General features: G+C 42.0%; 22 protein-coding genes and 1 pseudogene. 15 read left to right on the plus strand and 8 right to left on the minus strand.

Translation table 11 applies throughout. The features are described from left to right. Window positions 1-59: 59 nt before the first annotated feature. A complete protein-coding gene (locus tag EST42_RS04655) occupies window positions 60-1736 on the plus strand; it encodes an FAD-dependent oxidoreductase (RefSeq protein ID WP_134644430.1) in 1677 nt (558 codons plus the stop codon). Between the two features lie 44 nt (window positions 1737-1780). On the opposite strand, the gene EST42_RS04660 is transcribed toward EST42_RS04655, so the two are convergent. Next, complete coding sequence (locus EST42_RS04660; protein WP_134644431.1) at window positions 1781-2374, minus strand: TrmH family RNA methyltransferase; 594 nt, start codon at window positions 2372-2374, stop codon at window positions 1781-1783. Window positions 2375-2490: 116 nt separating this feature from the next. Here EST42_RS04660 and EST42_RS04665 point away from each other — a divergent pair, with 116 nt between their 5' ends. The 6 genes from EST42_RS04665 to rpsI all read left to right on the plus strand — a co-directional run bounded on the left by EST42_RS04665 (window position 2491) and on the right by rpsI (window position 6774). Continuing rightward, a complete protein-coding gene (locus EST42_RS04665; protein WP_134644432.1) occupies window positions 2491-3333 on the plus strand; it encodes an energy-coupling factor ABC transporter ATP-binding protein in 843 nt (280 codons plus the stop codon). Continuing rightward, window positions 3309-4175 (plus strand): energy-coupling factor transporter ATPase, encoded by an 867-nt coding sequence (locus EST42_RS04670; RefSeq protein ID WP_134644433.1) that lies wholly within the window; start codon window positions 3309-3311, stop codon window positions 4173-4175. The genes EST42_RS04665 and EST42_RS04670 overlap by 25 nt, the downstream gene beginning before the upstream one ends. After that, window positions 4165-4965: an energy-coupling factor transporter transmembrane component T family protein gene (locus EST42_RS04675; protein ID WP_134644434.1), complete on the plus strand. Its 801-nt coding sequence runs from the start codon at window positions 4165-4167 to the stop codon at window positions 4963-4965. The genes EST42_RS04670 and EST42_RS04675 overlap by 11 nt, the downstream gene beginning before the upstream one ends. Window positions 4966-4988: 23 nt before the next feature. After that, complete coding sequence (truA, locus tag EST42_RS04680; protein ID WP_134644435.1) at window positions 4989-5738, plus strand: tRNA pseudouridine(38-40) synthase TruA; 750 nt, start codon at window positions 4989-4991, stop codon at window positions 5736-5738. A 174-nt stretch (window positions 5739-5912) separates the two neighbouring features. Then, on the plus strand, window positions 5913-6356 hold the full coding sequence (rplM, locus tag EST42_RS04685) for a 50S ribosomal protein L13 (protein ID WP_010372192.1): 444 nt from the start codon (window positions 5913-5915) through the stop codon (window positions 6354-6356). Window positions 6357-6381: 25 nt separating this feature from the next. Continuing rightward, a complete protein-coding gene (rpsI, locus tag EST42_RS04690) occupies window positions 6382-6774 on the plus strand; it encodes a 30S ribosomal protein S9 (protein WP_010372194.1) in 393 nt (130 codons plus the stop codon). A 138-nt stretch (window positions 6775-6912) separates the two neighbouring features. Here rpsI and EST42_RS04695 read toward each other — a convergent pair whose 3' ends face one another. The 6 genes from EST42_RS04695 to EST42_RS04720 all read right to left on the minus strand — a co-directional run bounded on the left by EST42_RS04695 (window position 6913) and on the right by EST42_RS04720 (window position 11447). Further along, entirely contained in the window at window positions 6913-7980 is a 1068-nt protein-coding gene (locus EST42_RS04695; RefSeq protein ID WP_134644436.1) for a tyrosine-type recombinase/integrase, read from the minus strand. A gap of 101 nt (window positions 7981-8081) precedes the next feature. Beyond that, the gene (locus EST42_RS04700) at window positions 8082-8276 is read right to left on the minus strand and encodes a helix-turn-helix domain-containing protein (protein WP_134644437.1); all 195 of its coding nucleotides are present in this window, start codon (window positions 8274-8276) and stop codon (window positions 8082-8084) included. 73 nt (window positions 8277-8349) lie between these two features. Beyond that, entirely contained in the window at window positions 8350-9393 is a 1044-nt protein-coding gene (locus EST42_RS04705) for a Rep family protein (RefSeq protein ID WP_134644438.1), read from the minus strand. A 172-nt stretch (window positions 9394-9565) separates the two neighbouring features. After that, window positions 9566-10021, minus strand: a complete 456-nt coding sequence (locus EST42_RS04710; protein WP_134644439.1) for a hypothetical protein — start codon at window positions 10019-10021, stop codon at window positions 9566-9568. A gap of 12 nt (window positions 10022-10033) precedes the next feature. Next, window positions 10034-11119: an AAA family ATPase gene (locus tag EST42_RS04715; protein WP_167711103.1), complete on the minus strand. Its 1086-nt coding sequence runs from the start codon at window positions 11117-11119 to the stop codon at window positions 10034-10036. Window position 11120: 1 nt separating this feature from the next. Then, window positions 11121-11447 carry a hypothetical protein gene (locus EST42_RS04720; RefSeq protein WP_134644441.1) on the minus strand — a complete coding sequence of 109 codons (327 nt, stop codon included), beginning with the start codon at window positions 11445-11447 and terminating at the stop codon, window positions 11121-11123. Between the two features lie 160 nt (window positions 11448-11607). On the opposite strand from EST42_RS04720, the gene EST42_RS04725 reads away from it, so the two are divergent. The 7 genes and pseudogenes from EST42_RS04725 (at window position 11608) to spxB (ending at window position 22044) form a co-directional block, all read left to right on the plus strand. Further along, on the plus strand, window positions 11608-12465 hold the full coding sequence (locus EST42_RS04725; RefSeq protein WP_134644442.1) for a helix-turn-helix domain-containing protein: 858 nt from the start codon (window positions 11608-11610) through the stop codon (window positions 12463-12465). A gap of 157 nt (window positions 12466-12622) precedes the next feature. Then, a complete protein-coding gene (locus EST42_RS04730) occupies window positions 12623-17341 on the plus strand; it encodes a type ISP restriction/modification enzyme (RefSeq protein WP_134644443.1) in 4719 nt (1572 codons plus the stop codon). Window positions 17342-17401: 60 nt separating this feature from the next. Further along, entirely contained in the window at window positions 17402-17842 is a 441-nt protein-coding gene (locus EST42_RS04735) for a hypothetical protein (protein WP_134644444.1), read from the plus strand. Next, complete coding sequence (locus EST42_RS04740) at window positions 17829-18593, plus strand: trypsin-like serine peptidase (RefSeq protein WP_070229531.1); 765 nt, start codon at window positions 17829-17831, stop codon at window positions 18591-18593. Before EST42_RS04735 ends, EST42_RS04740 begins: the two co-directional genes overlap by 14 nt. Window positions 18594-19232: 639 nt before the next feature. Continuing rightward, window positions 19233-19838, plus strand: a pseudogene (locus tag EST42_RS04745) (serine hydrolase domain-containing protein). Window positions 19839-19847: 9 nt separating this feature from the next. After that, the gene (locus tag EST42_RS11005; RefSeq protein ID WP_245150378.1) at window positions 19848-19985 is read left to right on the plus strand and encodes a hypothetical protein; all 138 of its coding nucleotides are present in this window, start codon (window positions 19848-19850) and stop codon (window positions 19983-19985) included. 238 nt (window positions 19986-20223) lie between these two features. Continuing rightward, window positions 20224-22044 (plus strand): pyruvate oxidase, encoded by a 1821-nt coding sequence (gene spxB / locus EST42_RS04750; RefSeq protein ID WP_134644445.1) that lies wholly within the window; start codon window positions 20224-20226, stop codon window positions 22042-22044. A gap of 69 nt (window positions 22045-22113) precedes the next feature. On the opposite strand, the gene EST42_RS04755 is transcribed toward spxB, so the two are convergent. Further along, window positions 22114-22560, minus strand: a complete 447-nt coding sequence (locus tag EST42_RS04755) for a hypothetical protein (protein WP_134644446.1) — start codon at window positions 22558-22560, stop codon at window positions 22114-22116. Between the two features lie 339 nt (window positions 22561-22899). Between EST42_RS04755 and EST42_RS10505 the strand changes: the two genes are divergently transcribed. Continuing rightward, window positions 22900-23058 (plus strand): hypothetical protein, encoded by a 159-nt coding sequence (locus tag EST42_RS10505; protein WP_167711105.1) that lies wholly within the window; start codon window positions 22900-22902, stop codon window positions 23056-23058. Window positions 23059-23095 lie beyond the last annotated feature (37 nt).

Below are 23095 nucleotides of genomic sequence, written 5' to 3' on the forward strand. Positions count from 1 at the left end.
CTAAAATGGCTAATGGATTTATTTTTTATTAGTGGGATTATTATTGAGGAGATTTTTGTATGGCTACTAAAAACATTGTTGTCGTCGGCGCGGGTTATTCTGGTGTCTTCACGGCACGTAAATTGGCTAAGCAATTGAAGGGTACTGATTACCAAATCGTTTTGGTTGATCGTCACTCATTCTTTACGTATATGACTGAGTTGCACGAAGTTGCAACGAAGCGTGTTGAGCCTAAACACATTCAACTTGATTTGCGTACGTTGTTCGTGCGTCAACCAAACGTTAAAATTGTGACGGCTAATCTTGAAGGCGTTGACAAGGACGCCAAGATTGTAAAGACGTCAGAAGGCGACATTGCCTACGAAAAATTGGTTTTGGCAACTGGTGGTACAACGAACACGTTCGGTACACCAGGTGTTGAAGAATACGGCTTCACATTGTGGTCATTTGAAGAAGCAGTTAAGCTTCGTGCCCACATTGAAAAGGTTATTCGTGAAGGCGCCATGGAATTGGATCCCGCTAAGCGTGAAGCAAAGTTGCGTATCGCAGTGGTTGGTTCCGGATTCACGGGTGTTGAATTGGCAGGTGAGTTGATTGAACAACGTCGCGAATTAGCCGAAGCTAACAACTTGGATGAATCAGAAATTAAGATTGATGTTATCGAAGCCGCACCAACAATTTTGAATATGCTTGCAAATCGTAAGTTGGCTGACAAGGGTGAGCAATACATGATTAATCATGGGATTAACTTGCGTAAGTCTGCTGGTGTTGTTGAAGTTAAGGAAAGTGCTGCTGTCTTGAAGGACGGCACAGAAGTTCCAACTGAGACATTGGTTTGGACGGCTGGTGTTAAGGCAAAGGAACAAGGCTCACTTTGGGGCTTGGAACAAGGGCCTGCTGGTCGCTTTATGGCTGATGAATACTCACGCGCCAAGGGCGAAGAAGATATCTATGTCGTTGGTGACGTAGCTGCTTATCAAGAACCTGCCCGTACAGTTGCGGACAACCCACGTTCAGGTTGGACGCCACAAACGGTTGAGGGTGGTGAATCAGCTGCAAACACGGCTGTCCCTAACATTGTGTATGACTTGACTGGTAAGGGTTCACGTAAGGCATTTAGGGGCCACTACCAAGGATATGCCGTTTCAATAGGTGCTCACTACACAGTAGGTATCGCGGAACAATTTGGTAGCATGAAGTTTGGTAAGAATGGTATTCCACTCACGGGATTCTTTGCCAACATGTTTAAGCACGTGATTAACTTGTACTTCTTTACGCAAATCACGAGTGGTTACCACATTTTCCACTACATGATGGACGAATTCTTCCGTACGCCAAACGGTCGTACGCCATTCTTTGGCTGGACGTCGCGTATGGGTAACGTTTTGTGGTCATTGCCACTTCGGATTGTTGTTGGAATCTTGTGGATTCAAGCGGGTGCTGCTTTGAATGGTGGTGTCGGTGTATTGGCTTCACTTGTTGGTTGGTTGATTACATTTGGCTTGTTCACGTCATTGGCTTCATTCGTTGCCTTTGTGACGGGATTGGTTATGTTGATTGCTGGTCAAAGTGTTGCTGGATCTGCTATCTTGATGACGTTTGCTTCATTGGCCTTAATGAACGGTGCGGGACGCACGGTTGGTTTGGACTACTGGGTCGTGCCATTCCTTGAAAAGTCATTGGGACGTAGCTTGTACGGTAAGCACGAGTCACGTTACAACGATTTGAAAAAGTAAATTGTAGCTAAAAAAGCTCGTCGATTTTTAGGTCGACGAGCTTTTTACATATGCTGAGAGGCATAGAAGGCGGCAATGATTCCGTGAGCGACACTCACATTGATCGAACGAACACTACCGTATTGTGGGATATAAATCATGGCATCAGCTGCCACAATGAGATCGTCAGCTAAGCCGAGCCGTTCTTCACCGAAAAGAAAGGCCGATTTTGCCGGGAAGATCACGTTATATAACGACTGCGGTTGGTAACCTAGTGTGTTGTCGACGGCATAAATGGTATAGCCATCAGTATGTAATTGGTCAAAAACAGCTTGGTAATCAGTTACCCGCCGATGTTCAATGTGCTCATAATTTTGTGTGCCTAAAGACCCGCGTCGGTCCCATTTTTTGATGCCTTCAGGAGCGTCAGGAATAGCCGGGTTTTCAGGGTTTAAAAAAATGAGCTTGCGCATACCAAAGGCGTTGCTGTTACGTACGGCAGAAGCTTTGTTGAAGTCGTGGCTGAGGTTTTGCATGATTGAAATCATTTCGCCTCGGCGTTGGTCAAGGTCAGAGCGGATTTCATCGTCGGACCTGCCTTTGTAAAAGTCCGTCACATTACGATAATCGGCTGACCGGGTTAAATCAATATCAGACATAATGGTAATCCTCTGTCTTCTATTGTAACCGACAAACAAACATCCTCAAACTAAACAAAAGCAAGCGGTTGTTTGTTATTATTGTAAGTATTAGAAAATAAAAAGGGGGCGCAAACATGACGCCAATTATTGAGTTGTCACACGTGACTTACTCATATCCTAATAGTGACACCCCAGCGTTGAACGATTTATCGTTGACGATTAATCAAGGTGAGTGGGTGGCAATTATTGGACATAATGGGTCAGGTAAGTCGACCTTAGCAAAATTATTGAATTACCTATTGGCGCCCACTGCAGGAGATATCACGATTGCCGGGACGCCGGTGACAGAAGAGAATATGTGGGACATTCGCGACATGGTTGGCATGGTGTTCCAAAACCCTGATAACCAATTTGTTGGCGCAACGGTTGCTGATGATGTGGCGTTCGGGCTTGAAAATCGAGGTATTGCCCGCGATGAAATGATTACACGAGTGCAAGCAGCGTTGACTGAGGTCCAAATGGCGGCGTTTGCTGACCGCGAACCGGCCCGTTTATCAGGTGGACAGAAGCAACGTGTTGCGATTGCATCGGTTCTTGCGATTCAACCGAAAATTTTGATTCTTGATGAAGCGACAGCCATGTTAGATCCTAAGGGACGGCGTGAAATGATTGCGTTGGTGCACGAACTGAAGACCCGGATGGGGGATGAATTGACCGTCTTATCAATTACCCATGATATTGAAGAAGCGGCGAGCGCTGATTATGTCGTGGTCATTAATGATGGTGATTTGATTGAGACGGGCGCACCAGCACAGGTTTTTGCAAATGCGGATAAGCTGCGCAAGTATGGCTTAGCCGTCCCATTTGCTGAGCAACTTAAGGAAAAATTGCGGGAACGTGGCATTGACGTCCCTGCGTCATATTTGACGACAGAAGGGATGGTAGATTGGTTATGGCAATCAATTTCAACCAAGTAGGATTTACGTATCAATTAGATACACCATTCGCGGCCCAAGGTCTGCATGATGTCAATTTTACGATGCCAGAGGGTAAGTTTACGGCTGTGATTGGTCACACCGGATCAGGTAAATCTACGATGGTGCAACATTTAGATGGCTTAGTTATCCCGACAGTTGGAGAGATAACAATCGCCGAGCAACGGATTGTGCCAACGACGAAACCCAAAGAGTTGAATAAGATGCGTGCACACGTCGGGTTAGTATTTCAATTTCCAGAAGCACAACTATTTGAACAAACAGTTTTAAAAGACGTGATGTTTGGACCGAAGAATTTTGGCAAGACGGCTGCTGAAGCTGAAGCAGCTGCAAAGCGCGCACTTCGAACGGTTGGGATGGCTGAAAAGTACGATGACCGCTCGCCTTTTGAATTATCAGGTGGTCAAATGCGCCGAGTCGCCATTGCTGGTGTGCTTGCAATGGAACCAGATTTGTTGATTCTAGATGAGCCGACGGCTGGACTGGATCCGGCAGGGCAAGAAGAATTAATGACTTTGTTCGCACGTCTACAAAAGGAGCGCCACTTAACGGTTGTATTAATTACACACCAGATGGAGTATGTGGCACAATATGCCGATCATGTGGTTGTTTTTGAAGGTGGGACGGTCGTCAAAGAAGGCACACCAGCCAATATTTTTGATGACGTGGCTTGGTTGCAAGAGAAACAACTTGATGTACCAATTGCCAAGCAATTTGCCGATAAATTGGCTACAAAAGGTGTCACCTTAGATGCTGTGTTGGATATCGATGCGCTGGTTGATCAATTAGCCAAGCAGTTAGGAGGGTCAACACATGTTCACTAATATGATTATTGGCCGTTATATGCCGGGGAATTCTTGGATTCATCGTTTGGATGCTCGGACAAAATTGATTTTGAGTGTTGCTTTCATTTTCGTTGTATTCTGTGCGAATAATGTGGCGGGGTATGTCGTGGCGATTGCGTTCACGTTACTATCGATTTTGTTGACGGGACTTGGTGTGGGCGTCTTTATTCGCGGCGTTCGACCACTGATGTTTTTGATGTTTATCACAACCCTATTGCAATTATTCTTTGTTCAAACTGGTGATGTCCTGTGGCATTGGTTTTTTTTAACCGTCACCACTGGTGGTGTGACGAATAGTATCGCGGTCTTTGTCCGCTTTATGTTGATTATTATGTTTTCAACCATCTTGACGTTAACAACGCAACCGTTGGCAGTCGCTGATGCGATGGAGAGTCTATTGCAACCCTTGAAGAAGGTTGGCTTCCCAGTGGCTGAATTGGCGTTAATGCTATCGATTGCGCTTCGTTTCGTACCAACACTGATGGATGAAGCCGAGTCGATTATGAACGCACAACGTGCCCGTGGGGTTGAATTTAATGAGGGTAATATTATTAGTCGCATTAAGGCGTTTGTGCCACTCCTGATTCCTTTGTTTATCAACGCAATCAAGCGCGCAATTGAATTGGGGGATGCCATGGAAGCCCGGGGTTATCGTGGTGGTGATAATCGAACGAAGTACCGTGTCTTAACTTGGCAAAAGCAAGATACAATTGCGGTAATTGGGTTCATTGTGTTTACGGTGTTACTTATCGCGACTAAATGGCTATAAAAATAAAGTAAGAGGTGTTGAATATGCCGCGCTATAAAGCGACAATTTCATACGATGGCACTGAATTTTACGGGTGGCAGGTGCAACCTGGGAAACGAACAGTGCAATTAGAAATGGAGAAAGTCGTCAATAAGATGGCTAAAAATCCAGCAGACCACATTCGTGTGCAAGGCTCGGGACGAACTGATGCGCGAGTACACGCGCAAGGGCAAGTTGTCCATTTTGATTTACCGTTTGATATTCCAAACGAAGCGGTTCGAAAAGGGCTATCGACCATGTTGCCTTATGACATTGGCATTAAGTCAGTTGAAAGGGTTGATGAGTCATTTCACGCACAATTTAGTGCACATAATAAGACATATCGCTATCGCTTGTCGACGACGGAGTTCATCGATCCCTTTAAGCGCAATTACACGGGGCATTGGCACCGGCGCATTGATACGTCATTGATGCAGCAAGCGATTGGGGATTACGTGGGCGAACACGATTGGTTAAGTTTTGTTGCTTCTGGTTTCCAGCAGAAAACAACGGTGCGTACGGTCTATTCTGCTAAGATGTGGGAGAAACCGGAAGAGGACGAAATTTGGTTTGAATTTACCGGGAATGGTTTTTTGTATAATCAAATTCGTATCATGGTCGGCGTTTTGCTGGAAATTGGTAACGGATCACGGCCAGGTGATGACATTCAGCGATTATTTGCGGTGAAAGATCGGCAACAAGCACGATTTACAGCGCCAGCACAGGGTCTCTATTTAATGTCAGTTGACTATTAAAAAACACGAAAACAATTAAATAGTTCAAATCTAGGGCGTATTTCCGTTGACGTTTTGGTTGAAAAAAGGTAAGATTAATCTCGGTATTGTTTACCACACCGCAATGGGAATGTCCTGGTACGACTTTTTTAATTATTGGTAAAGTAAACAAACAGAATATTGGAGGAAATTTCCATGCGTACAACTTATATGGCAAAGCCAGGTGAGATCGATCGCAAGTGGTACGTCATCGATGCAACTGATATTGCATTGGGACGTTTGTCAACTGTCGTAGCATCAATCTTGCGTGGTAAGAACAAGCCTACTTTCACGCCAAACGTCGACACGGGTGATAACGTTATCGTCATCAACGCCGAAAAGGTCGCTTTGACTGGTAAGAAGGCAACAGACAAGATTTACTACCACCACTCAAACCACCCAGGTGGATTGAAGGAGCGCAAGGCCGGTGATTTGCGAGAGAAGAACCCACAACGTTTGATCGAGCTTTCAGTTCACGGTATGTTGCCAAAGGGTACTCTTGGTCGCCAACAAGGTTTGAAGTTGCACGTGTTTGCTGGTTCAGAGCACACACACGCAGCACAAAACCCTGAAGTGTTGGATATCACTAACCTTATTTAATTTAACGAAAGGAGAATAGTTAATTATGGCTCAAGTACAATACTACGGAACTGGCCGTCGTAAGAACTCTGTTGCCCGCGTACGTTTGGTACCTGGTAACGGTAACATCACGATCAACGGTCGTTCAGCTGAACAATACATTCCTTTCGCTAACTTGCGTGAGGTTATGGTACAACCATTCAATGTTACTGAAACTCTAGGAAACTACGATGTTTTGGTTAACGTAAACGGTGGTGGTTTCTCAGGTCAATCTGGTGCCATCCGTCACGGTATCTCACGTGCTTTGTTGCAAGTGGATCCTGACTTCCGTGCAGCTTTGAAGAAGGCTGGATTGTTGACTCGTGACGCTCGTATGAAGGAGCGTAAGAAGCCAGGTTTGAAGAAGGCCCGTAAGGCTTCACAATTCTCAAAGCGTTAATCAAAAGGCTTACAAATCCCGCTGTATCAACGTTTTCGGAATTGTGTGGAGCGAGCTATGGAGCGAGTTCTATTCAAATTTGCGATTTAACGACATTAAAAGCATCTATTACTTCGGTAGTAGGTGCTTTTTTGTTATCTATTGAGCTTCGTTTAAAAAGTCGATGGCGAGCGCATCTTGCTTCATTTTTGACTCAGGCATCAAAGATAAATAAAATTTTTGCGTCGTTACAATGTCTTGATGGCCAAGACGCTTGGAAATGTACATGACGGCTTGATCCATGTTCGATTCACCAAACTTGGCAAATATATAAGATGCATGTGAGTCTCGTAAACCATGAAAAGTGGTCTGCTCAATTCCAATACGGTCAAGCAACTCATGGAGCAATCCGGCCTGTTTGAAGTCATCATCGTCAAATATTCGTCCCTTTTCATTAGCTGGAATTGCCTTGATTAGGTTAAAAACTCGTTCACTAATTGAAACAGTTCGACGGGAACTTGCGGTTTTCATGCTAAGGTCATCTGAATCGGGGCTGAGTGACTTTGTAAATGAAATTTCAAAACTATCAGTTAATAAGTCAGATGGTGTCAATGCAAGTAGTTCACCGCGACGAGCGCCCGTCTCAGTTGCTAGTAAAACAAGAAGATTAAACTTAACATCAACGTTATCGAACAGGTAAGAACGTAGCTTATTGAATTCGGTCATTGTTAATGCACGATTCAACTTTTTAGCTGACTTTTTGCCGTGAGCCTTTAAGGCTCGAGTGATGTCATGGGTTATTTTGCGTTGTAGCAGCGCATAACGTAAGACACGACGAACTTTTTTAAGATATTCTTCGATTGTCTTTTGGGCAACGGTTTTTCCATATTCATCTAAGATAGTTTGGATTTTGCGTAAGTCTTCGAAGTCGGCAAGGGTGTAACCCTCAAATAGTCGATGGTTAATGCGACCGGCATTGTAGTAATTCTTATATGAACTTTCTGCAATGGCTGGGGCCTGAATATCATGGAACCATTCATCATATACATCAGTAAATAGTTCATCCCGACCGGTGATTTTTACGCCGTTCATTTTTGCTTGTTCGTTTTCAAGTGCCCAATGTTTTGCATCGGTCTTATTTGAAAATGACTTGCTTTTGAGTTTGCCTTCGCCAATGTATACTCGAGCGCGAATTTTGCCGTTTCTTAATTTTTCGTAATATGCCATAATTGGAATCCTTTCAGGACTCCACACTTTGCTTGCGTTGTCATTGTAGCATTAAGTGCGGGTGTTTAAAATATGTATCCGGCACAAGGCCGGTATCACTATTAATAGTGATAATCTGCTTGATTAGAGATGAACTCCATCAATAATGGGTAAGGGTACCGCGTCTCACTACCAATTTTTAAGGACTTCAACGCGGGATTTGATCGGAAATATTTGTCGAAGCTGTTGACTGAAATTCCAAGAATCTCAGCAGCTTCTTTTCGATTCAATAGAATGTGATTATTATTTGATTCCATGTTTCAGCTCCTATGGAATGTCGGAACTTGAATTCAGCTCATGCTATAATCAAGACGGCATTTAAATCAGATGTCAGAACGGCAAGTCATCGCTTGGGAAGGTTGTTGGCTTGTCGTTTTCATTTGGGTTGAAAAATTGAGGAGCTTGGCCTTTTTGAAAGTAGCCTAGCTTATCAATTCGACGAATCAATTGATCGACTGCATCGACGTCACGATTTGCAACACGAGTAGAGTTGTAAAAGTCATACGGGTTGTATGGCGTGGTGATGATCAGTGTATCGATGTTCAACGGAACGTTTCGGTATCGACGTGGAGCAGACTTATCCAGTTGCCACGGGTCAGTTAGACGAAGTAAATCGGCCCATGATATGTCATTAGGACGCAGTTCATTCAAGATGATATGCGATTGCCCTTGGTAATCTTGAAAGTAATCATTGGATGCACCGAGTTTCACGGAGTCCAAACCTTCAATCATCGCATCAGCCGTTAGCGATTTACCTGAACCTGCGCTTCCATATAACCATATGAATTTCATCGGGACATCGGTATCGTGTGATTCTAACCAAAGTGAGTGCTTTTCTTCCAGGAACGTTTGGAAAACATCGTCAATCAATTTACGGTGCTTGGAATATTGAATAACCCCCAACTTGCGACGAAGTTCTGATTTTGAAATTGTTCCATCAGCTAATAGTTCCAAGTCTTCATTGAGTGCGTTCTTATCAACGCCAGAACGAATTGATGAAATTTTTGCTGCGTAATCAAATGAGGCGGTTACATCATCTGGTGAGTAAAGTTTCTTTTTGGTTGCGTCTGCTGTCTCATGAATTAAATAGCTCCATGCGTTGTTAATTCGTTTGTCCCAAATTTCAACATAATTTGGTTCAACACCAAGTTCTTTAGCAATGGCCGTTACATGACGAGCATTTTCAAATTGCATTACAAGATGAATGTGTGGCTCCACTAGTTCGCCATCCCTAGTGTCTTTGTCATGGATGATGTACGCGTAATTCTTCGTATTGAGTCGTTCCATAATGCTTGGAATATCGTCGATTTTAAACGGCAAGCATGCAATATGCTGCACTAGCATATGATTGCGGCTTTCTAATTTGTCAGCCATTGAAATATCTCCTTTCGTTCAGGTGTGACACAGTTGACACATTTTTTAGCGATACAATAACAAGCCCAGTATCGCGTAATGGTAAGGGTTTAATGTGGGTTGACACACTATGAATATTATTTTTTGCCAGCCATGCCTGCCCTTGCTGATGCAAGCAGGCAACTGGCAAAGTTTAGTCATTTGTAATTAAGTAATATGAACCCTTATTGATCGGTTGTGTAAACGATTCGCCGGGAAATTCGTTCTCCAAAAATTCACGGAAAACGGGTGATTCCAAACGTTCACGCACCATAGTCTTGACGGCACCGTTAATAAAGAATGGAAAGATGCGATAAACTGGCACGATAATTGTGATATGTCCATTCTTAATTTTGATGCTTGCGCGGGAAACAACGTGGTTCACGTACTGGTTTAGCGTTAGCATTGTCGTATCAGTACTTGCTGGTGCAAGTGATGACAATGTAGCGCGTAACTTCAAAGCTAAAACAACTTTACCGCCACGGAAGCCAGTAGCGTAGTAGATTAGTGAAGCGATGATTCCGATAGAAACAATTGACAATACGATAATCCACGCAAATGTGAAAATCACATCTAAGTGGTCACGTACAAATTCCGGTGAAAGTGACATGATAGTGTCCTCCTATTGGTTAGTTGTAATGGTTGGCATTGCGACAGGTTCAACTCCGTAATGTTCACCATCATTAATCGAAATGATGCCAGTTCCTCGTCCGCCAATTGGTAGAGGAAAACTTGAATCCATTTCAGGAAAAAGAAACTGTGCTGATTGCTTGTCAATGCGTCCTAGCAAAATGCGAACACCCATCTGTGAACGAACTTCAGTCGGTAACAACGATTGACGCGCTTCTTGCAAGCTGAGGGTCAAAAAAACGCCGCTCTCACGACCCAGCAAACTAATTTGAGTCAGCAAGCCGTGGAACTCATCAAGCAATGACTTTTTCAAACCGATAGCTAAGCTTGCCACTTCATCTATGACAATAAACCGCGGCTTAAGGCCTATAGAACGATAATCGGCCGATACTGTGTTTACATGCTGGTACAACTCAGATTGACGTCGAGTGATTTCACGAACAGCATCTGCTAACGTGGCATTAACACGAGGAAGAAAATCTTCAGGCCGATCTTCAGGTTGCGGAATGACTAAATTTACCCCATCGTGATTCTTGGCCCATCTTGCCCCGTTTGATAGCTTTGGGTCGATCAAAGTTATCGATGTAGTTCCAAAGCGCTCTGCATAAACTTCCAAGAGGTAATGTAAGGCTGTAGATTTGCCCGCACCAGAATTCCCGGTTAACGCTATTCCTGGAGATTTATTGAAATCAAAGTCGATGCCTTGCATGATTGGAATCCGATTTTTATCGTGACTGTTTGCCAAAATATCATCAACGGAACCGATTAGGCGCTTTGAACGTCCTTCCTTCCAAGGAAAGAATAATCCACGACTGACAGACAAATTTCCTTCTCGTGCCACCAGTTGCATACTTGCTGGGCGAATCAAGGTATAAGCTGGATATACTGCAGCAGCTACGATGTCGTAAATGCGAAAGTACAAATCAGTGTTCATGATCAACGAATTTGGATAGCGCAATACAAAAATGAAGCCGTCATCGACGACTTCAATTGTGAACGACTGCTTGATTGTACTTTCATCAGCTGCAAGTGCTGCATTGAGCACCGTTGAAATAAATGAACTGATGTCTGTTGCCATGTTACTTTTCCTTGATGCCAGAAGCACGAATGTAGAGATTTCCGAATTGATTAACGTATGCTTCTCCATCGATTAATTCTACTTTTGCCATATCAGTGAACTTTGGAAGTGTGTAGTCGGCTGGAAGCTTAAGAGGCATGATGCCAATTCCAGGGTAGTATAAGTCAACCTTGGTATTTGCAACTGTATCTTTGATTGGCTTCTTATCCTTGAATTCTGGTACAATTTGCAACTTACCATCGCCCAAAAGTAGCAAAGGTGTAACTGTGCTTAATTGTGACTGTTCCAAGCGTTCCTTAGAATAGCCTTGAGTCATTCGAACTGCCATGAGCGGTCCTCCTTGAGCAGTAGGATGCTAGCCCAAAATTTTAATTGGTTAATGATTAACCATGAATTAATAGTAACATTTTTTTATATGAGTTTGTTACGTGAAAATACTTGATTGCCAACTTTTAAACTCGTATAATTATAAAAAGGAGTATAAAGCGATGGATGTAAATAAGTTATACCAGCATGTCGCTGATAAAGTAAAAAGGCGACGCAAAGAACTAGGATTAACACAGAAAGAACTGGCAGAGCGGCTTCAACTAATGGGGAGTGGAATGCAGCAACCAGTAATAAGTAATATTGAGAACGCAAAAACAGATTCTGACCGAACTCCGAATTTACTGTCTTATACTAATGCAGAAGACCTTGCTAAGGTTTTGGAATTTGAAGATGCAGATGAGATTCTTTGGGGAAATGCTAATGATGAAAAATTTTTGTCAGGGCAAAACTGGACGCAACGAGAATTACTAATTTCAAATTTTTTCGATAGCATGATTCGGGACCCGCGTTTGCGCAAAGATGCAAATGCATTGCTAGTCGAATATGTACCTTTTGCTGTGGAATTAGCAAATCAGACGAATCCGTTACGTTTTGAAACCCGAGATTTGTCAATAAAATCAAATACGTACGAGTCAGCAATTCATTGGGTATACTATTCATTCCTGAGGTTCGACTTTCAGGAGCTATTTGAGGAACGGTTTACCAATAATGAGTTGGGATACAATCGTATTGCCGACCGGTTAGAGACCTTTAAACTGAATGAGTTCAAGAAATTTTTGACCGAACATAAAGCAGCAGATGATTCAGTCGGTATGGTAGTATTTCGACAAATTGCGGCAGTACGGAAACGGCAAAATCGTCTTGAAATAGATGAGGTTCTAACCGATAGTGCCGTAAGAATGTTTGAGGGCGAAAATGAAGTTGTTTCTTTCGAATTTAATCGAAAAATTCTAAATCTAATTGAAATCTTTGCAGATGAAGCTTTTAAATTGCAACAAGAACGAGGTAGGGGTCAGTAACTCGCCTACCGCGGGTGAACACAAAAATACCCAGTAGCAAAAAAGACTTGCTACTGGGTATTTTTGTGCAGGCATGAAGTAATGTAGCCGTTCACAAACTCGGATTGTTTTTGCTGTATAATCGAATTATGACAAATGTTTAAAGGGAGTAGTAGCTATGGTGAATGCATTTGATGATCTCGTTCAAAATGCCAATGAAAATATTCATGAGCAACGTGACCGGGGTACATGGTTTGAACGAATGGTCGTTGCTTACCTAAAAAACGAGCCACTTCAGAAGGCGACATATAGCGATGTATGGATGTTGTCGGATATTCCTGATGAATATGGTATTTCAAAGCAAGACAAGGGAATTGATATTGTAGCGAAAGATGCAGTAACCGGCGAGTTAACTGCGGTCCAAGCTAAATTTAAAAAGGATAAGATTGAAAAGAGTACGATTGATTCATTTTTGAATCAGTCACAGTTGGCTGTATTTTCCAAAGGGCTAATTGTTTCAACCGTTGACAATTGGAGTAAAAATGCCGAAGAAGCATTGGACGGTCTTCGCAACCCAGTTACACGTATTGGATTGTCAGAATTGCGAAACAGTGAAATTGATTGGACAAAATACAAGTTCGAATCTCCTGAGACAGTCGAATTGAAAAAGAAAAAGACTCTTCGCCCACATCAACAGGGAGCATTAGATGCAGTGCTCAAGGGGTTGGAAGACGCTGATCGTGGTCAATTAATTATGGCGCCTGGTACTGGTAAGACATTTACTTCATTGAAGATTACGGAGGCGTTGGCAAAGAAGTCAGGAAACAAGCCGTTTAACGTACTTTATTTGGTCCCTTCGATTCAACTTCTCTCACAAACGTTGAAGGCATGGAATTCAGATACAGAAATGCTAATGCACTCCTTTGCGGTTACGTCTGACCGAAAGGCAACGAAAGTTAAGAAGGATGAGTCTAACGCTGACATTTCTGCGCGCGATTTGGGATATCCGGCCACGACTGATCCGATGAAGTTAGTTGATAATTATAAACAAGCACTATCTCAATCACCACAACGTGATTTGATGGTTGTTTTTTCAACGTACCAATCAATTGATGTTATCGGGCGCGCTCAAGATTTTGACTTGCCGGAATTTGATTTGATTATTGCTGATGAAGCTCACCGAACAACTGGAAGCCATTTGATGAATGACGATGAATCAGTGTTTACAAAGGTTCACAGTAATGAAAACGTCCGAGGAAAGAAGAGATTGTATCAAACTGCCACACCAAAGATTTATGGACCAGCAGCTAAGCAAAAAGCGGATGAAAACAGTATTGTCTTGGCAGCAATGGATGATGTAACTCTTTACGGTGAAAAGTTCTACACCTACAGCTTCGGGGATGCTATTACTGATCGCGTTCTAACGGACTACAAGGTAGTAGTGCTAGGTGTTGATGAAGCAGCAGTGTCACGTACAATGCAGAGCGTTATGAAAGATGCCGAGACTGGTGAACTTAAGCTCGATGACGTTACGAAGATTATCGGTGTTTGGAACGGTATGGTGAAACGCCAGTCTTTCACTGACGCAGTTGATGGATTGCCAATGCGTCGAGCTATTTCATTTATCGATACAATTGATCACTCAAAAAATATTATTGCTCCAATGTTTGAGCGCGTTGTTAACCAGTATTTGGGTGGTGACGGTGTTGCCGACTCTATGTACCGCGTAAAGGTTAAGCACGTCGATGGATCTATGAACGCGCTTCAAAAGAATGACGCCTTAGACTGGTTGAAGAGCGACATTCCAGACGATAAGAACGAAGCTCGAATTCTGTCTAATGTTCGATTCTTGACAGAAGGAATCGACGTGCCCAACCTAGATGCCGTAATCTTCATGTCACCAAAGAAGTCACAAGTTGATATTGTGCAAGCTGTCGGTCGAATTATGCGTAAGTTCGATACCAAGGAATATGGTTATATCTTGTTACCGGTAGGTATTCCAGCGGATACAACACCTGAGAATGTGCTGAATGATAACAAAGCATATAAGCAAATTTGGCAAGTTCTAAATGCTTTGCGTTCGATGGATGGTCGTTTTGATGCGATGATAAACAAGATTGACCTAAATAAGAATAAGCCTAAGAATGTACAATTGATTGGTGTAGGAGGTGCACCAGAAGATGAACGCCCATTTGGTGGTGAAGGTGTTGTGCCTAAACCAGCAGATGAACAGTTGTCTTTGAATTTGGAGACATTTGAAGAAGTTGAAAATGCCATCTACGGGAAAATTGTCCAGAAGGTAGGAGACCGTCGCTACTGGGAACAGTGGAGCGGTGATGTCGCAAAAATTGCTCGACAGCACATGACTCGTATCAGAGTGATGATTGAAGATGAAAATTCTGAACCGGCTATTGCCTTCGAAAAATTCTTAAAAGAAATTCGCTATGAATTGAATTCAGGAATTACCAAAGATTCAGCTATCGAAATGTTGGCGCAGCATATGATTACAAAACCGGTTTTCGATGCATTGTTTGAGTCTTATTCATTTATTAAAACTAACCCTGTTTCTCAAGTTATGGAAGATATCATCCAGGTACTGGAGCGAAATAAGTTTGAAGAAGAACAAGAATCACTGGATGGGTTTTATGCAAGTGTAGCTCAACGCGCTAAGGGGATTGATAACGCTGAAGGCAAGCAGACTGTAATTAAGGAACTGTATGAGAAATTTTTCCAAACGGCCTTTAAAGATACAACAGATCGATTGGGAATTGTATTTACACCTGTCGAAATTGTTGATTTTATTGTGAAGTCAGTGGATCAAGTTTTGGATAGACATTTTGGTAAAGGATTATCAGATGAAGGAGTACATATTCTGGATCCATTTACAGGAACAGGGACATTTGTCACTAGAACACTGCAGTATCTTGAGCAGCAGATGAATGAAGGAAAAATCAGTTTTACTGATGTGTTGAGAAAATACACTCAGGAACTACACGCAAATGAAATAGTGCTGTTAAGTTACTATATTGCTGCGATCAATATTGAAGCCGTATTTGATGATATCAGCGGAGACGATAGAGGGTATGAACAATTTCCTGGTATTGTTTTGACAGATACATTTGATACAACCGAACACAAAGATGATTTCTTGACAGATATGCTTGGTGAAAATAATGCTCGCTTGAAATCTCAACAGGAGAATCCAATTTTTGCGATTATTGGTAATCCACCATACTCAATTGGACAAGAAAATGTTAACGAGGACAACGCGAATATCGAGTACCCAAAACTTGAGGAAAGTATTGCAAACACGTATGCGAAATATACAGATTCTGACTTGAAAAAGGGACTCTATGATACGTACATTAAAGCTTTCCGTTGGGCTACTGACAGAATTGGAAGTCAAGGTGTTATTGGATTTGTTACAAACGGTTCATTTATTGATACCAAGTCTACGGCCGGATTCCGTAAAGTTCTTAATGATGAATTTAATTACTTATATATCTTTAATCTACGTGGAAACCAACGAACTGGAGGAGAAATGTCTCGCAGAGAAGGTGGAAAGGTATTTGACTCTGGAAGTAGAGCACCAATCGCCATAAGTATTCTTGTCAAAGACGGGTCGGATAATCACGTTATTAAGTACCACGACATTGGGGATTATCTCAGTCGTCTTGAAAAATTAGACATTATTAAAAATTTTGCTGGCGTTGACGATATAGATTGGGTGACTATTACTCCTGATGAGAATAATGATTGGATTAATTTGCGAGATGCAAATTATCAAAATTACCCAAGCCTGTTCAGCAAAACTGAAACTTCATTGTATGAATCTCAATACACTGGAATTTATACAGCTCGTGATAACTGGGTGTCAAACTTTAGTAAAAAGCAGGTTAATAAGAACGTTACCACATTGATTGATAATTATAATTCTGAGATTGATCGACTAACTAATGTGTTAGATGCCAATGATCGAATGACCCAAAAAAATAATAATGATAGTTTTGTGAGCTGGTCGACGGGACTGAATTCAAAATTTAAAAAAGGACAAAGACTAAGTCCTGAAACTGGAAAGTATATTCAATGGATGTACAGGCCGTTTGTTAAGAAGTGGTTGTATTGGGACGATTTCTTGAATGAGCGACCAAGTTCATACAGAGGCCTTTCTGACATTATGGGAACGGTTCTTTATATGCAAGGTTCAGGAGCTAATAAAGATTTTTCTGTTCTGGCAACGAATCTTGTACCTAGTCTCCAGTTAGTGCAAAATGGTAAAGGTTTTCCACAAAATGTTGGCAAGGATGCTATGGGCATGTTGTCTAACTTGAATGAGGTTACGTTGGAACAAATTGGTATGGCCTCAGAAGAGGATGCAATAGCGTACGTCTATGCATTATTGCATCATCCGGATTTTTTGCAGAAGTACGCTAGTGACTTAAAGAAAGATTATCCACGAATTCCGAAAGTGGAACAGCAAGTTCAATTTATTGAAATTGGGAAAAAGTTATTAGGGCTACATTTGCAGTACGAGGACGTACCGTTAAATTCTGATGTAGAAATAGTTTTGAAAAAGGATAATCCTTCTTATTCTGTAATTTCAATGAAGCCGCAAAAAACGACAGGAATGGATACAATCCACTTTAACGCGGATATTGACATTAGAAACATCCCAGATGTTGCATGGGAATATGTTGTGAATGGTAAGCCGGCAATTCAATGGATAATTGAACAATATCAGGTTGGTACTGATTCTGCTACAGGAATAGTGGATGATCCGAACCAATATAGTGACGATGAAAAATACGTATTTAACTTGTTGCTTCGAATAATAGAGCTAGCAAAGCAGACTCAAGAGTTGGTGAAGTCACTTCCAGCCTTGAGAATATTGAATTAAACAGAAAAATTGACAACTTGGTAATTTAGCTAATGACAAAAGTGTTGTGAGGTAGATAGGTTGAATGAAAATGATTTTTTTAACGGCCAAATCAAAAGTGACAAAGGATCAACTACACTGACAGAAAATACACCTGTATTGAAGCCGCAGTCTTATCAGAATGATTATTATTTGTATATTCGAAATTCGGAGATCAAGAAAATTAGAGAACGGTCCGAAGCAGTGAAAAATAAGAAAGGGCTTAATTGGCATGGTATTTTGGGAACTTTGTCAGGTGCTTTCTTTGGTGCATATGCTGGGTACGCATTTTCAATTGGGAAATTAGTTTCTGATGATACTATAATGAGTCAAATTGGGACTGTAGGCATGCTTGTTGGTTGGGTGGCTACAATGGTTGGTTGGTTTTTTACAAACAATAATGAAATTGCCGATTCTAAAGCATTTGCAGAATTTGTGTTAGATACGTTAATTGAGGAGGGACAGCAAAATGAACTTAAATAGTATAGGTAATCAGTTACTGTTCACGACTGTCCAAATTACGGGTCAGACGGATAAAGGATTTACTTCGGGAACGGGATTTATTTTCGCCCGGCGTGTTCCGGACGAAGATGTGGTAGAGCCGTTTTTAATGACGGCGTATCACGTTGTGCAGCCAATCCAGAGTGGGGAAATAATATTTACCATGGAGCAGGATGGACAGCCAGATTTAGAGAAAACGTTTACGGCTACTTTTGATGCAACGTTTTTTGCTAATTCAAAATTAGAAAATCTAGATATCGCTGCGGTGAATATTGCACCATTCTTAAATAGTTTCAACGATAGACAAGAAAAAATATTTTTTCGCACCATTGATAGCGGTATGATTCCTGAACAAAAAATTGTAGATGAGTTACAAGCGATTGAAACATTAACCTTTATTGGGTATCCCGCTGGTTTGAAAGATACTAAACATAATTTGCCAATAACTCGTCAGGGAATCACATCAACTCCAATATGGAATGATTATGAAGATGAACCAAAGTTCTTTATAGATGGGGGAGTTTATCCAGGGTCCAGCGGTAGCCCTGTTTTTGTTCTCAATCAAGGATCATATGGAACTAGTGATGGAATCACTATTGGAAATAGGTTATATTTTGTTGGCGTAATAACTGATACTAACATTAAAGGTGACACATATTTACAATTGGGGATAGCGGTCAAATCTTCGGCAATTTTAGGTGCTCTGAATTTGAAATTTCCATCAAAGGCGTAATTTATGTATACAAGCAAAGCATGGAGCGATTTGTGGAGCGAGTGATATGTTTTCAATGATTTCTGGTGACCTTTCATGACTGGGAAACGTTGATTTTAAGGCGTTCTAGGGTCACGAAGAATTATCAAAATTGTCTCAAAGCGTTAATCTTTCGATTTTCACTTTCTGGATTGGGAACGATTCAAAACAAATTAAAAGCACTTATTACTTCGGTAATAAGTGCTTTTTTTGCGCCTATTGCAATTTTTAACAAATATGGGCAATTGTGACTAATTTGGAACTGTCCGCCGTTGTATAATTGAAAACATCATATCAAAGCGTTAGCTACTTTATGTTTAGTCCGGAGTAGCTAGTGAGAGTTGAGGGGGAAATTACGGGGATTCGTAAAATAATTGGTGCGATAGTTTTGATAAATTTTAGTCACAGAAGCCACATTCACCTATTTATCGCATGGGTTAGTTGGTCACGAAGCAACACCAAAGGTTCGGAAAATTCATAAACCGGTGGTTACATAAACGCGCCCGTCCAACCACGGTCGGTTTTGGCCAAAGCGATTGACCAGCAAGTCAAAGCGACTGGTCGAAGTGGCACATTATTAGTGGTCAAAGCCGGGAAAACATTCTAAATCAGGGATATGGTTTGGCGAATAATCAGACTAACCGGCCAGCGACAACGCAATCTTTGTATGGGATTGCGTCACTCCAGAAGAATCTAACGGCATTACTCGTGATGCAACAAGTGGTAGCAGGGAAGATTAAGTGAACTGATAGGATGAGCCAATATTTACCACAATTACCGGCGGCCAACACAGTTACTGTACAGCAGTTGTTGAATATGACTGTTGGTTATAATCAAATTGGTAAAACGGAAACCACGCTTGATGAAACAGGCTATGAAAAGTATGCGTTATCACAGTTGGTGATGGAACAACGTGAGGCTTGGTACTATTCAGCTGGTAATTACGTCGCGTTAGTCGGCATCTTACGCCAGGTTACTGGTCGTTCTTATGCCGATTTATTGCAGGAAATGCTCAAGGGTCAGCATCATATCGATTATACGGACTACAACGATTTCATTAACAGTTCATATAGAACAGCAAACTATGGGGCGGATGGGACGGCTTATTTCGATAATCCGAATATCTTTAACCGGGAAATTGGGACCGGTAGTATTGAGATGACGACGGGTAATCTCTATAAATTACTGCGGGATGAGTTAAGCAATAAGATTATTTCAAAACGATAATTTAACGCAATGATGCGCTTGGCGCCTAATGAAACCCATGCGAATGGGATGTACGATGATGGCAATGCTTATCGGATGCACGGGATTATTTTAGGCTTTGAGTCTTCAGTAAAAATGATTAAAGATGGTAAAAACATGGTTATTTAGTTAAGCAACGAAGATACAACTAAGGTACACACGAATGTAGTTCTTGTTAATCACTTCTACGATAGCCTGCTAACCGTCGAGTAAAATCGCGAAGCATTTAGTCCGCATGAAACAGAGGGGTGTTTCATTTTCGGTTTGTGAATAGTCCCGGAAACTTGACAATTGATGCTTACTTAAAATACAATGTAAACAAGAAAGCGCTTACAGCGTTTGCTTTAGATATATGGGGGGCATTGAAATGTCAGATACGAAGATTTCTGCAGGATTAGCAGCATTGAAAGTCATGGAAGGTTGGGGGATTGACACCATGTACGGTATTCCATCAGGTACGCTTAGCGGCTTAATGAATGCCATGGGAAATCCAGAAAACAACATCAAGTTTATTCAAGTTAAGCACGAAGAAATTGGTGCCATGGCTGCTGTTATGCAATACAAGTTCGGCGGTAAGATTGCGGTAACAGTTGGTTCAGGGGGACCAGGTGCGACCCACTTGATTAACGGGTTGTATGATGCCGCAATGGATCACATCCCAGTGCTGGCTATCCTAGGTTCAAAGCCAGTTCGCGAATTGAATATGGATTCATTCCAAGAACTAAACCAAAATCCAATGTATGAAAATATTGCGGTATATAATCGGCGTGTCGCAACGGCTGAACAATTGCCTCACTTGGTGGATGATGCCATTCGTACGGCTATCTCACAACATGGTGTTGCGGTACTTGAAGTCCCTACTGACTTTGGGTTTGCAGAGCTTGACGCTGCTTCAATTTACTCATCACCATTATATTCGTCAGGTCCTAAGTTCCAAAACTACCGACCAGTTGAGCCACGAGCAGCTGATATCGATGCGGTTGTCGACATTTTGGCTGAATCTGAGCGCCCAGTGATTTATGCTGGATTTGGTACACAAGGCCACGGTGATTTAGTCCAAGAGTTGTCACGCAAAATTAAGGCACCAGTCATTACGACAGGTAAGAATTTTGATAACTTCGATTGGGATTTTGAGGCGTTGACGGGTTCAACCTTCCGTGTTGGTTGGAAGCCAGCTAACGAAACGGTATTGGAGGCTGATACAGTATTGTTTATGGGAACAAACTTCCCATTCTCAGAAGTTGAAGGGACGTTCCGTAACGTTAAGAAGTTTGTGCAAGTCGATGCGAACCCGGCAATGCTTGGTAAGCGTCATGAAACGGACGTGGCCATTTTGGCGGACGCAGGTAAGACACTTGAAGCGTTGTTGGCAAAGGTGGATCCTGTTGAAGAAAACGCTTGGTGGCGTGCAAACGTTAAGAACGTGCAAAACTGGCGCGATTACATGAACAAGTTGGAGCATAAGACAGAAGGTCCATTGCAGGCTTACCAAGTCTACAATGCGATTAATAAGTTGGCTGATGAAGATGCCATCTTCTCAACTGATGTCGGTGACGTGACACAATTGTCAACGCGTCACTTGCACATGAACCCTAAGAACATGTGGCGAACATCACCATTGTTCGCGACGATGGGAATCGCTTTGCCTGGTGGAATTGGGGCAAAGAACACATACCCGGACCGTCAAGTTTGGAACATCGTTGGTGATGGTGCCTTTTCTATGACATACCCTGATGTGGTCACGAACGTTCGTTACGACATGCCAGTTATTAATGTCGTCTTTACCAATACAGAATACGGCTTCATTAAGAACAAGTATGAGGATACTAATGAGTACAACTTCGGGGTAGATTTCACTGACGTTGATTACGCCAAGGTTGGTGAGGCGCAAGGTGCCGTTGGTTTGACGGTTAACCGCATTGAAGATATTGATCGTGTCATGCAAGAAGCGGTTGATTACTACAAGCAAGGTCGTGTGGTGGTAGTGGATGCCAAGATTACAAAGGATCGTCCAATTCCAGTTGAAACATTGAAGTTGGATACCAACTTGTACAGTGATGATGTCGTTGCAGCCTACAAGAAAAAGTATGAGGCGGAAGACCTAGTGCCATTCCGTGAATACTTGGAAGGTGAAGGTTTGACGTCAAACTACATTAAGGCTGACGAAGGTAATAAGTTTAGCTTCTAAACACACCTAAATTAGATGACCATATAAGAAAAAGCAGCTAACGACACTTAGCTACTTTTTCTTATGGGTTTAACTATTGATCATTGTACTGGCTGAATTGTTCAAGGCGTAAATCAAAATTGGTGCGAAAGCCTCGGGCAAGACCGGCTCATCTTGATTCATCCAAATTGACACGAGGCCAATGAATTCGTGGATAATCACTTTAGATTGCACAGTCGCCGGGATAACCACGGCCATGCGTGAGCAATCTTCAAATAGTGGAAGTAGTAAATCGCTATAACGGTCTTCCATAAAGCCGTTCCAAGTGGAATTGATTTTACCAGAATAAAGAATTTGAAAGAAGGCACGTTTATCATAAATCAGTGGTAATACAGCGTAAACCAGTTGATGGATAATAGTTGGACTACCAGACAGCTCGGTGACAATCGCGTCAATTTCAGCCTGAATATTCTGATCAACGTAGTAATACAACGACGTTAATAATTCATCGGTATTGCGAAAATGGCTTTGATACATAGCCTGGCGTGAGATGCCGACCTCCTCCGCAATCGCTTTGATTGAAATATCAGAAAATGATGTGGTACGTTGGGCGACTTTAGCAAATGCTTGAAAAATGTGAATGTCAGAGTCAGTGAATTACATGATTACCTCCTTGAGTAGTTAATGCGGCAATCTAATGAAACAGTATTGCATACATGACATATATTATATAGAGCGGATTTAATGCTGTTTTATTTCATTTTCCATTTATTTTTAGATGACGTTTACAGATGACAACTACGGGGCATTGAGGGGAAAGGTGACCAAGTATATCATAAACTTATGGGGTATGGTTTATGATGATGAGGTGGGACGATGTCAGCAATTGTGACGTTATTCGTGGTTACAGTGGTGGTTTGGATAGCACTGATGTCGACGCGTAAACAGCAAACAAAGTTTTGGACGATTCTAGATATACCATTTGGAATTATGCTAGTACTTTGGCTGGTTGTGTTAGTAAAATTGAATGCCTAACAAAACGCTCGCACTGCAATTAATTGGTGTGAGCGTT

Origin of the sequence: Weissella cibaria, from assembly GCF_004521965.1 — a bacterium.
GTDB classification, from domain to species: Bacteria; Bacillota; Bacilli; order Lactobacillales; family Lactobacillaceae; genus Weissella; species Weissella cibaria_A.

What these genes read in the sequence shown, in the direction of transcription:
- EST42_RS04655 (WP_134644430.1), top strand. Translation starts at nt 60, where the DNA reads ATGGCTACTAAAAACATTGTTGTCGTCGGCGCGGGTTATTCTGGTGTC.
- EST42_RS04660 (WP_134644431.1), bottom strand. Translation starts at nt 2,374, where the DNA reads ATGTCTGATATTGATTTAACCCGGTCAGCCGATTATCGTAATGTGACG.
- EST42_RS04665 (WP_134644432.1), top strand. Translation starts at nt 2,491, where the DNA reads ATGACGCCAATTATTGAGTTGTCACACGTGACTTACTCATATCCTAAT.
- EST42_RS04670 (WP_134644433.1), top strand. Translation starts at nt 3,309, where the DNA reads ATGGCAATCAATTTCAACCAAGTAGGATTTACGTATCAATTAGATACA.
- EST42_RS04675 (WP_134644434.1), top strand. Translation starts at nt 4,165, where the DNA reads ATGTTCACTAATATGATTATTGGCCGTTATATGCCGGGGAATTCTTGG.
- truA (WP_134644435.1), top strand. Translation starts at nt 4,989, where the DNA reads ATGCCGCGCTATAAAGCGACAATTTCATACGATGGCACTGAATTTTAC.
- rplM (WP_010372192.1), top strand. Translation starts at nt 5,913, where the DNA reads ATGCGTACAACTTATATGGCAAAGCCAGGTGAGATCGATCGCAAGTGG.
- rpsI (WP_010372194.1), top strand. Translation starts at nt 6,382, where the DNA reads ATGGCTCAAGTACAATACTACGGAACTGGCCGTCGTAAGAACTCTGTT.
- EST42_RS04695 (WP_134644436.1), bottom strand. Translation starts at nt 7,980, where the DNA reads ATGGCATATTACGAAAAATTAAGAAACGGCAAAATTCGCGCTCGAGTA.
- EST42_RS04700 (WP_134644437.1), bottom strand. Translation starts at nt 8,276, where the DNA reads ATGGAATCAAATAATAATCACATTCTATTGAATCGAAAAGAAGCTGCT.
- EST42_RS04705 (WP_134644438.1), bottom strand. Translation starts at nt 9,393, where the DNA reads ATGGCTGACAAATTAGAAAGCCGCAATCATATGCTAGTGCAGCATATT.
- EST42_RS04710 (WP_134644439.1), bottom strand. Translation starts at nt 10,021, where the DNA reads ATGTCACTTTCACCGGAATTTGTACGTGACCACTTAGATGTGATTTTC.
- EST42_RS04715 (WP_167711103.1), bottom strand. Translation starts at nt 11,119, where the DNA reads ATGGCAACAGACATCAGTTCATTTATTTCAACGGTGCTCAATGCAGCA.
- EST42_RS04720 (WP_134644441.1), bottom strand. Translation starts at nt 11,447, where the DNA reads ATGGCAGTTCGAATGACTCAAGGCTATTCTAAGGAACGCTTGGAACAG.
- EST42_RS04725 (WP_134644442.1), top strand. Translation starts at nt 11,608, where the DNA reads ATGGATGTAAATAAGTTATACCAGCATGTCGCTGATAAAGTAAAAAGG.
- EST42_RS04730 (WP_134644443.1), top strand. Translation starts at nt 12,623, where the DNA reads ATGGTGAATGCATTTGATGATCTCGTTCAAAATGCCAATGAAAATATT.
- EST42_RS04740 (WP_070229531.1), top strand. Translation starts at nt 17,829, where the DNA reads ATGAACTTAAATAGTATAGGTAATCAGTTACTGTTCACGACTGTCCAA.
- EST42_RS11005 (WP_245150378.1), top strand. Translation starts at nt 19,848, where the DNA reads ATGATGCGCTTGGCGCCTAATGAAACCCATGCGAATGGGATGTACGAT.
- spxB (WP_134644445.1), top strand. Translation starts at nt 20,224, where the DNA reads ATGTCAGATACGAAGATTTCTGCAGGATTAGCAGCATTGAAAGTCATG.
- EST42_RS04755 (WP_134644446.1), bottom strand. Translation starts at nt 22,560, where the DNA reads ATGTATCAAAGCCATTTTCGCAATACCGATGAATTATTAACGTCGTTG.
- EST42_RS10505 (WP_167711105.1), top strand. Translation starts at nt 22,900, where the DNA reads ATGTCAGCAATTGTGACGTTATTCGTGGTTACAGTGGTGGTTTGGATA.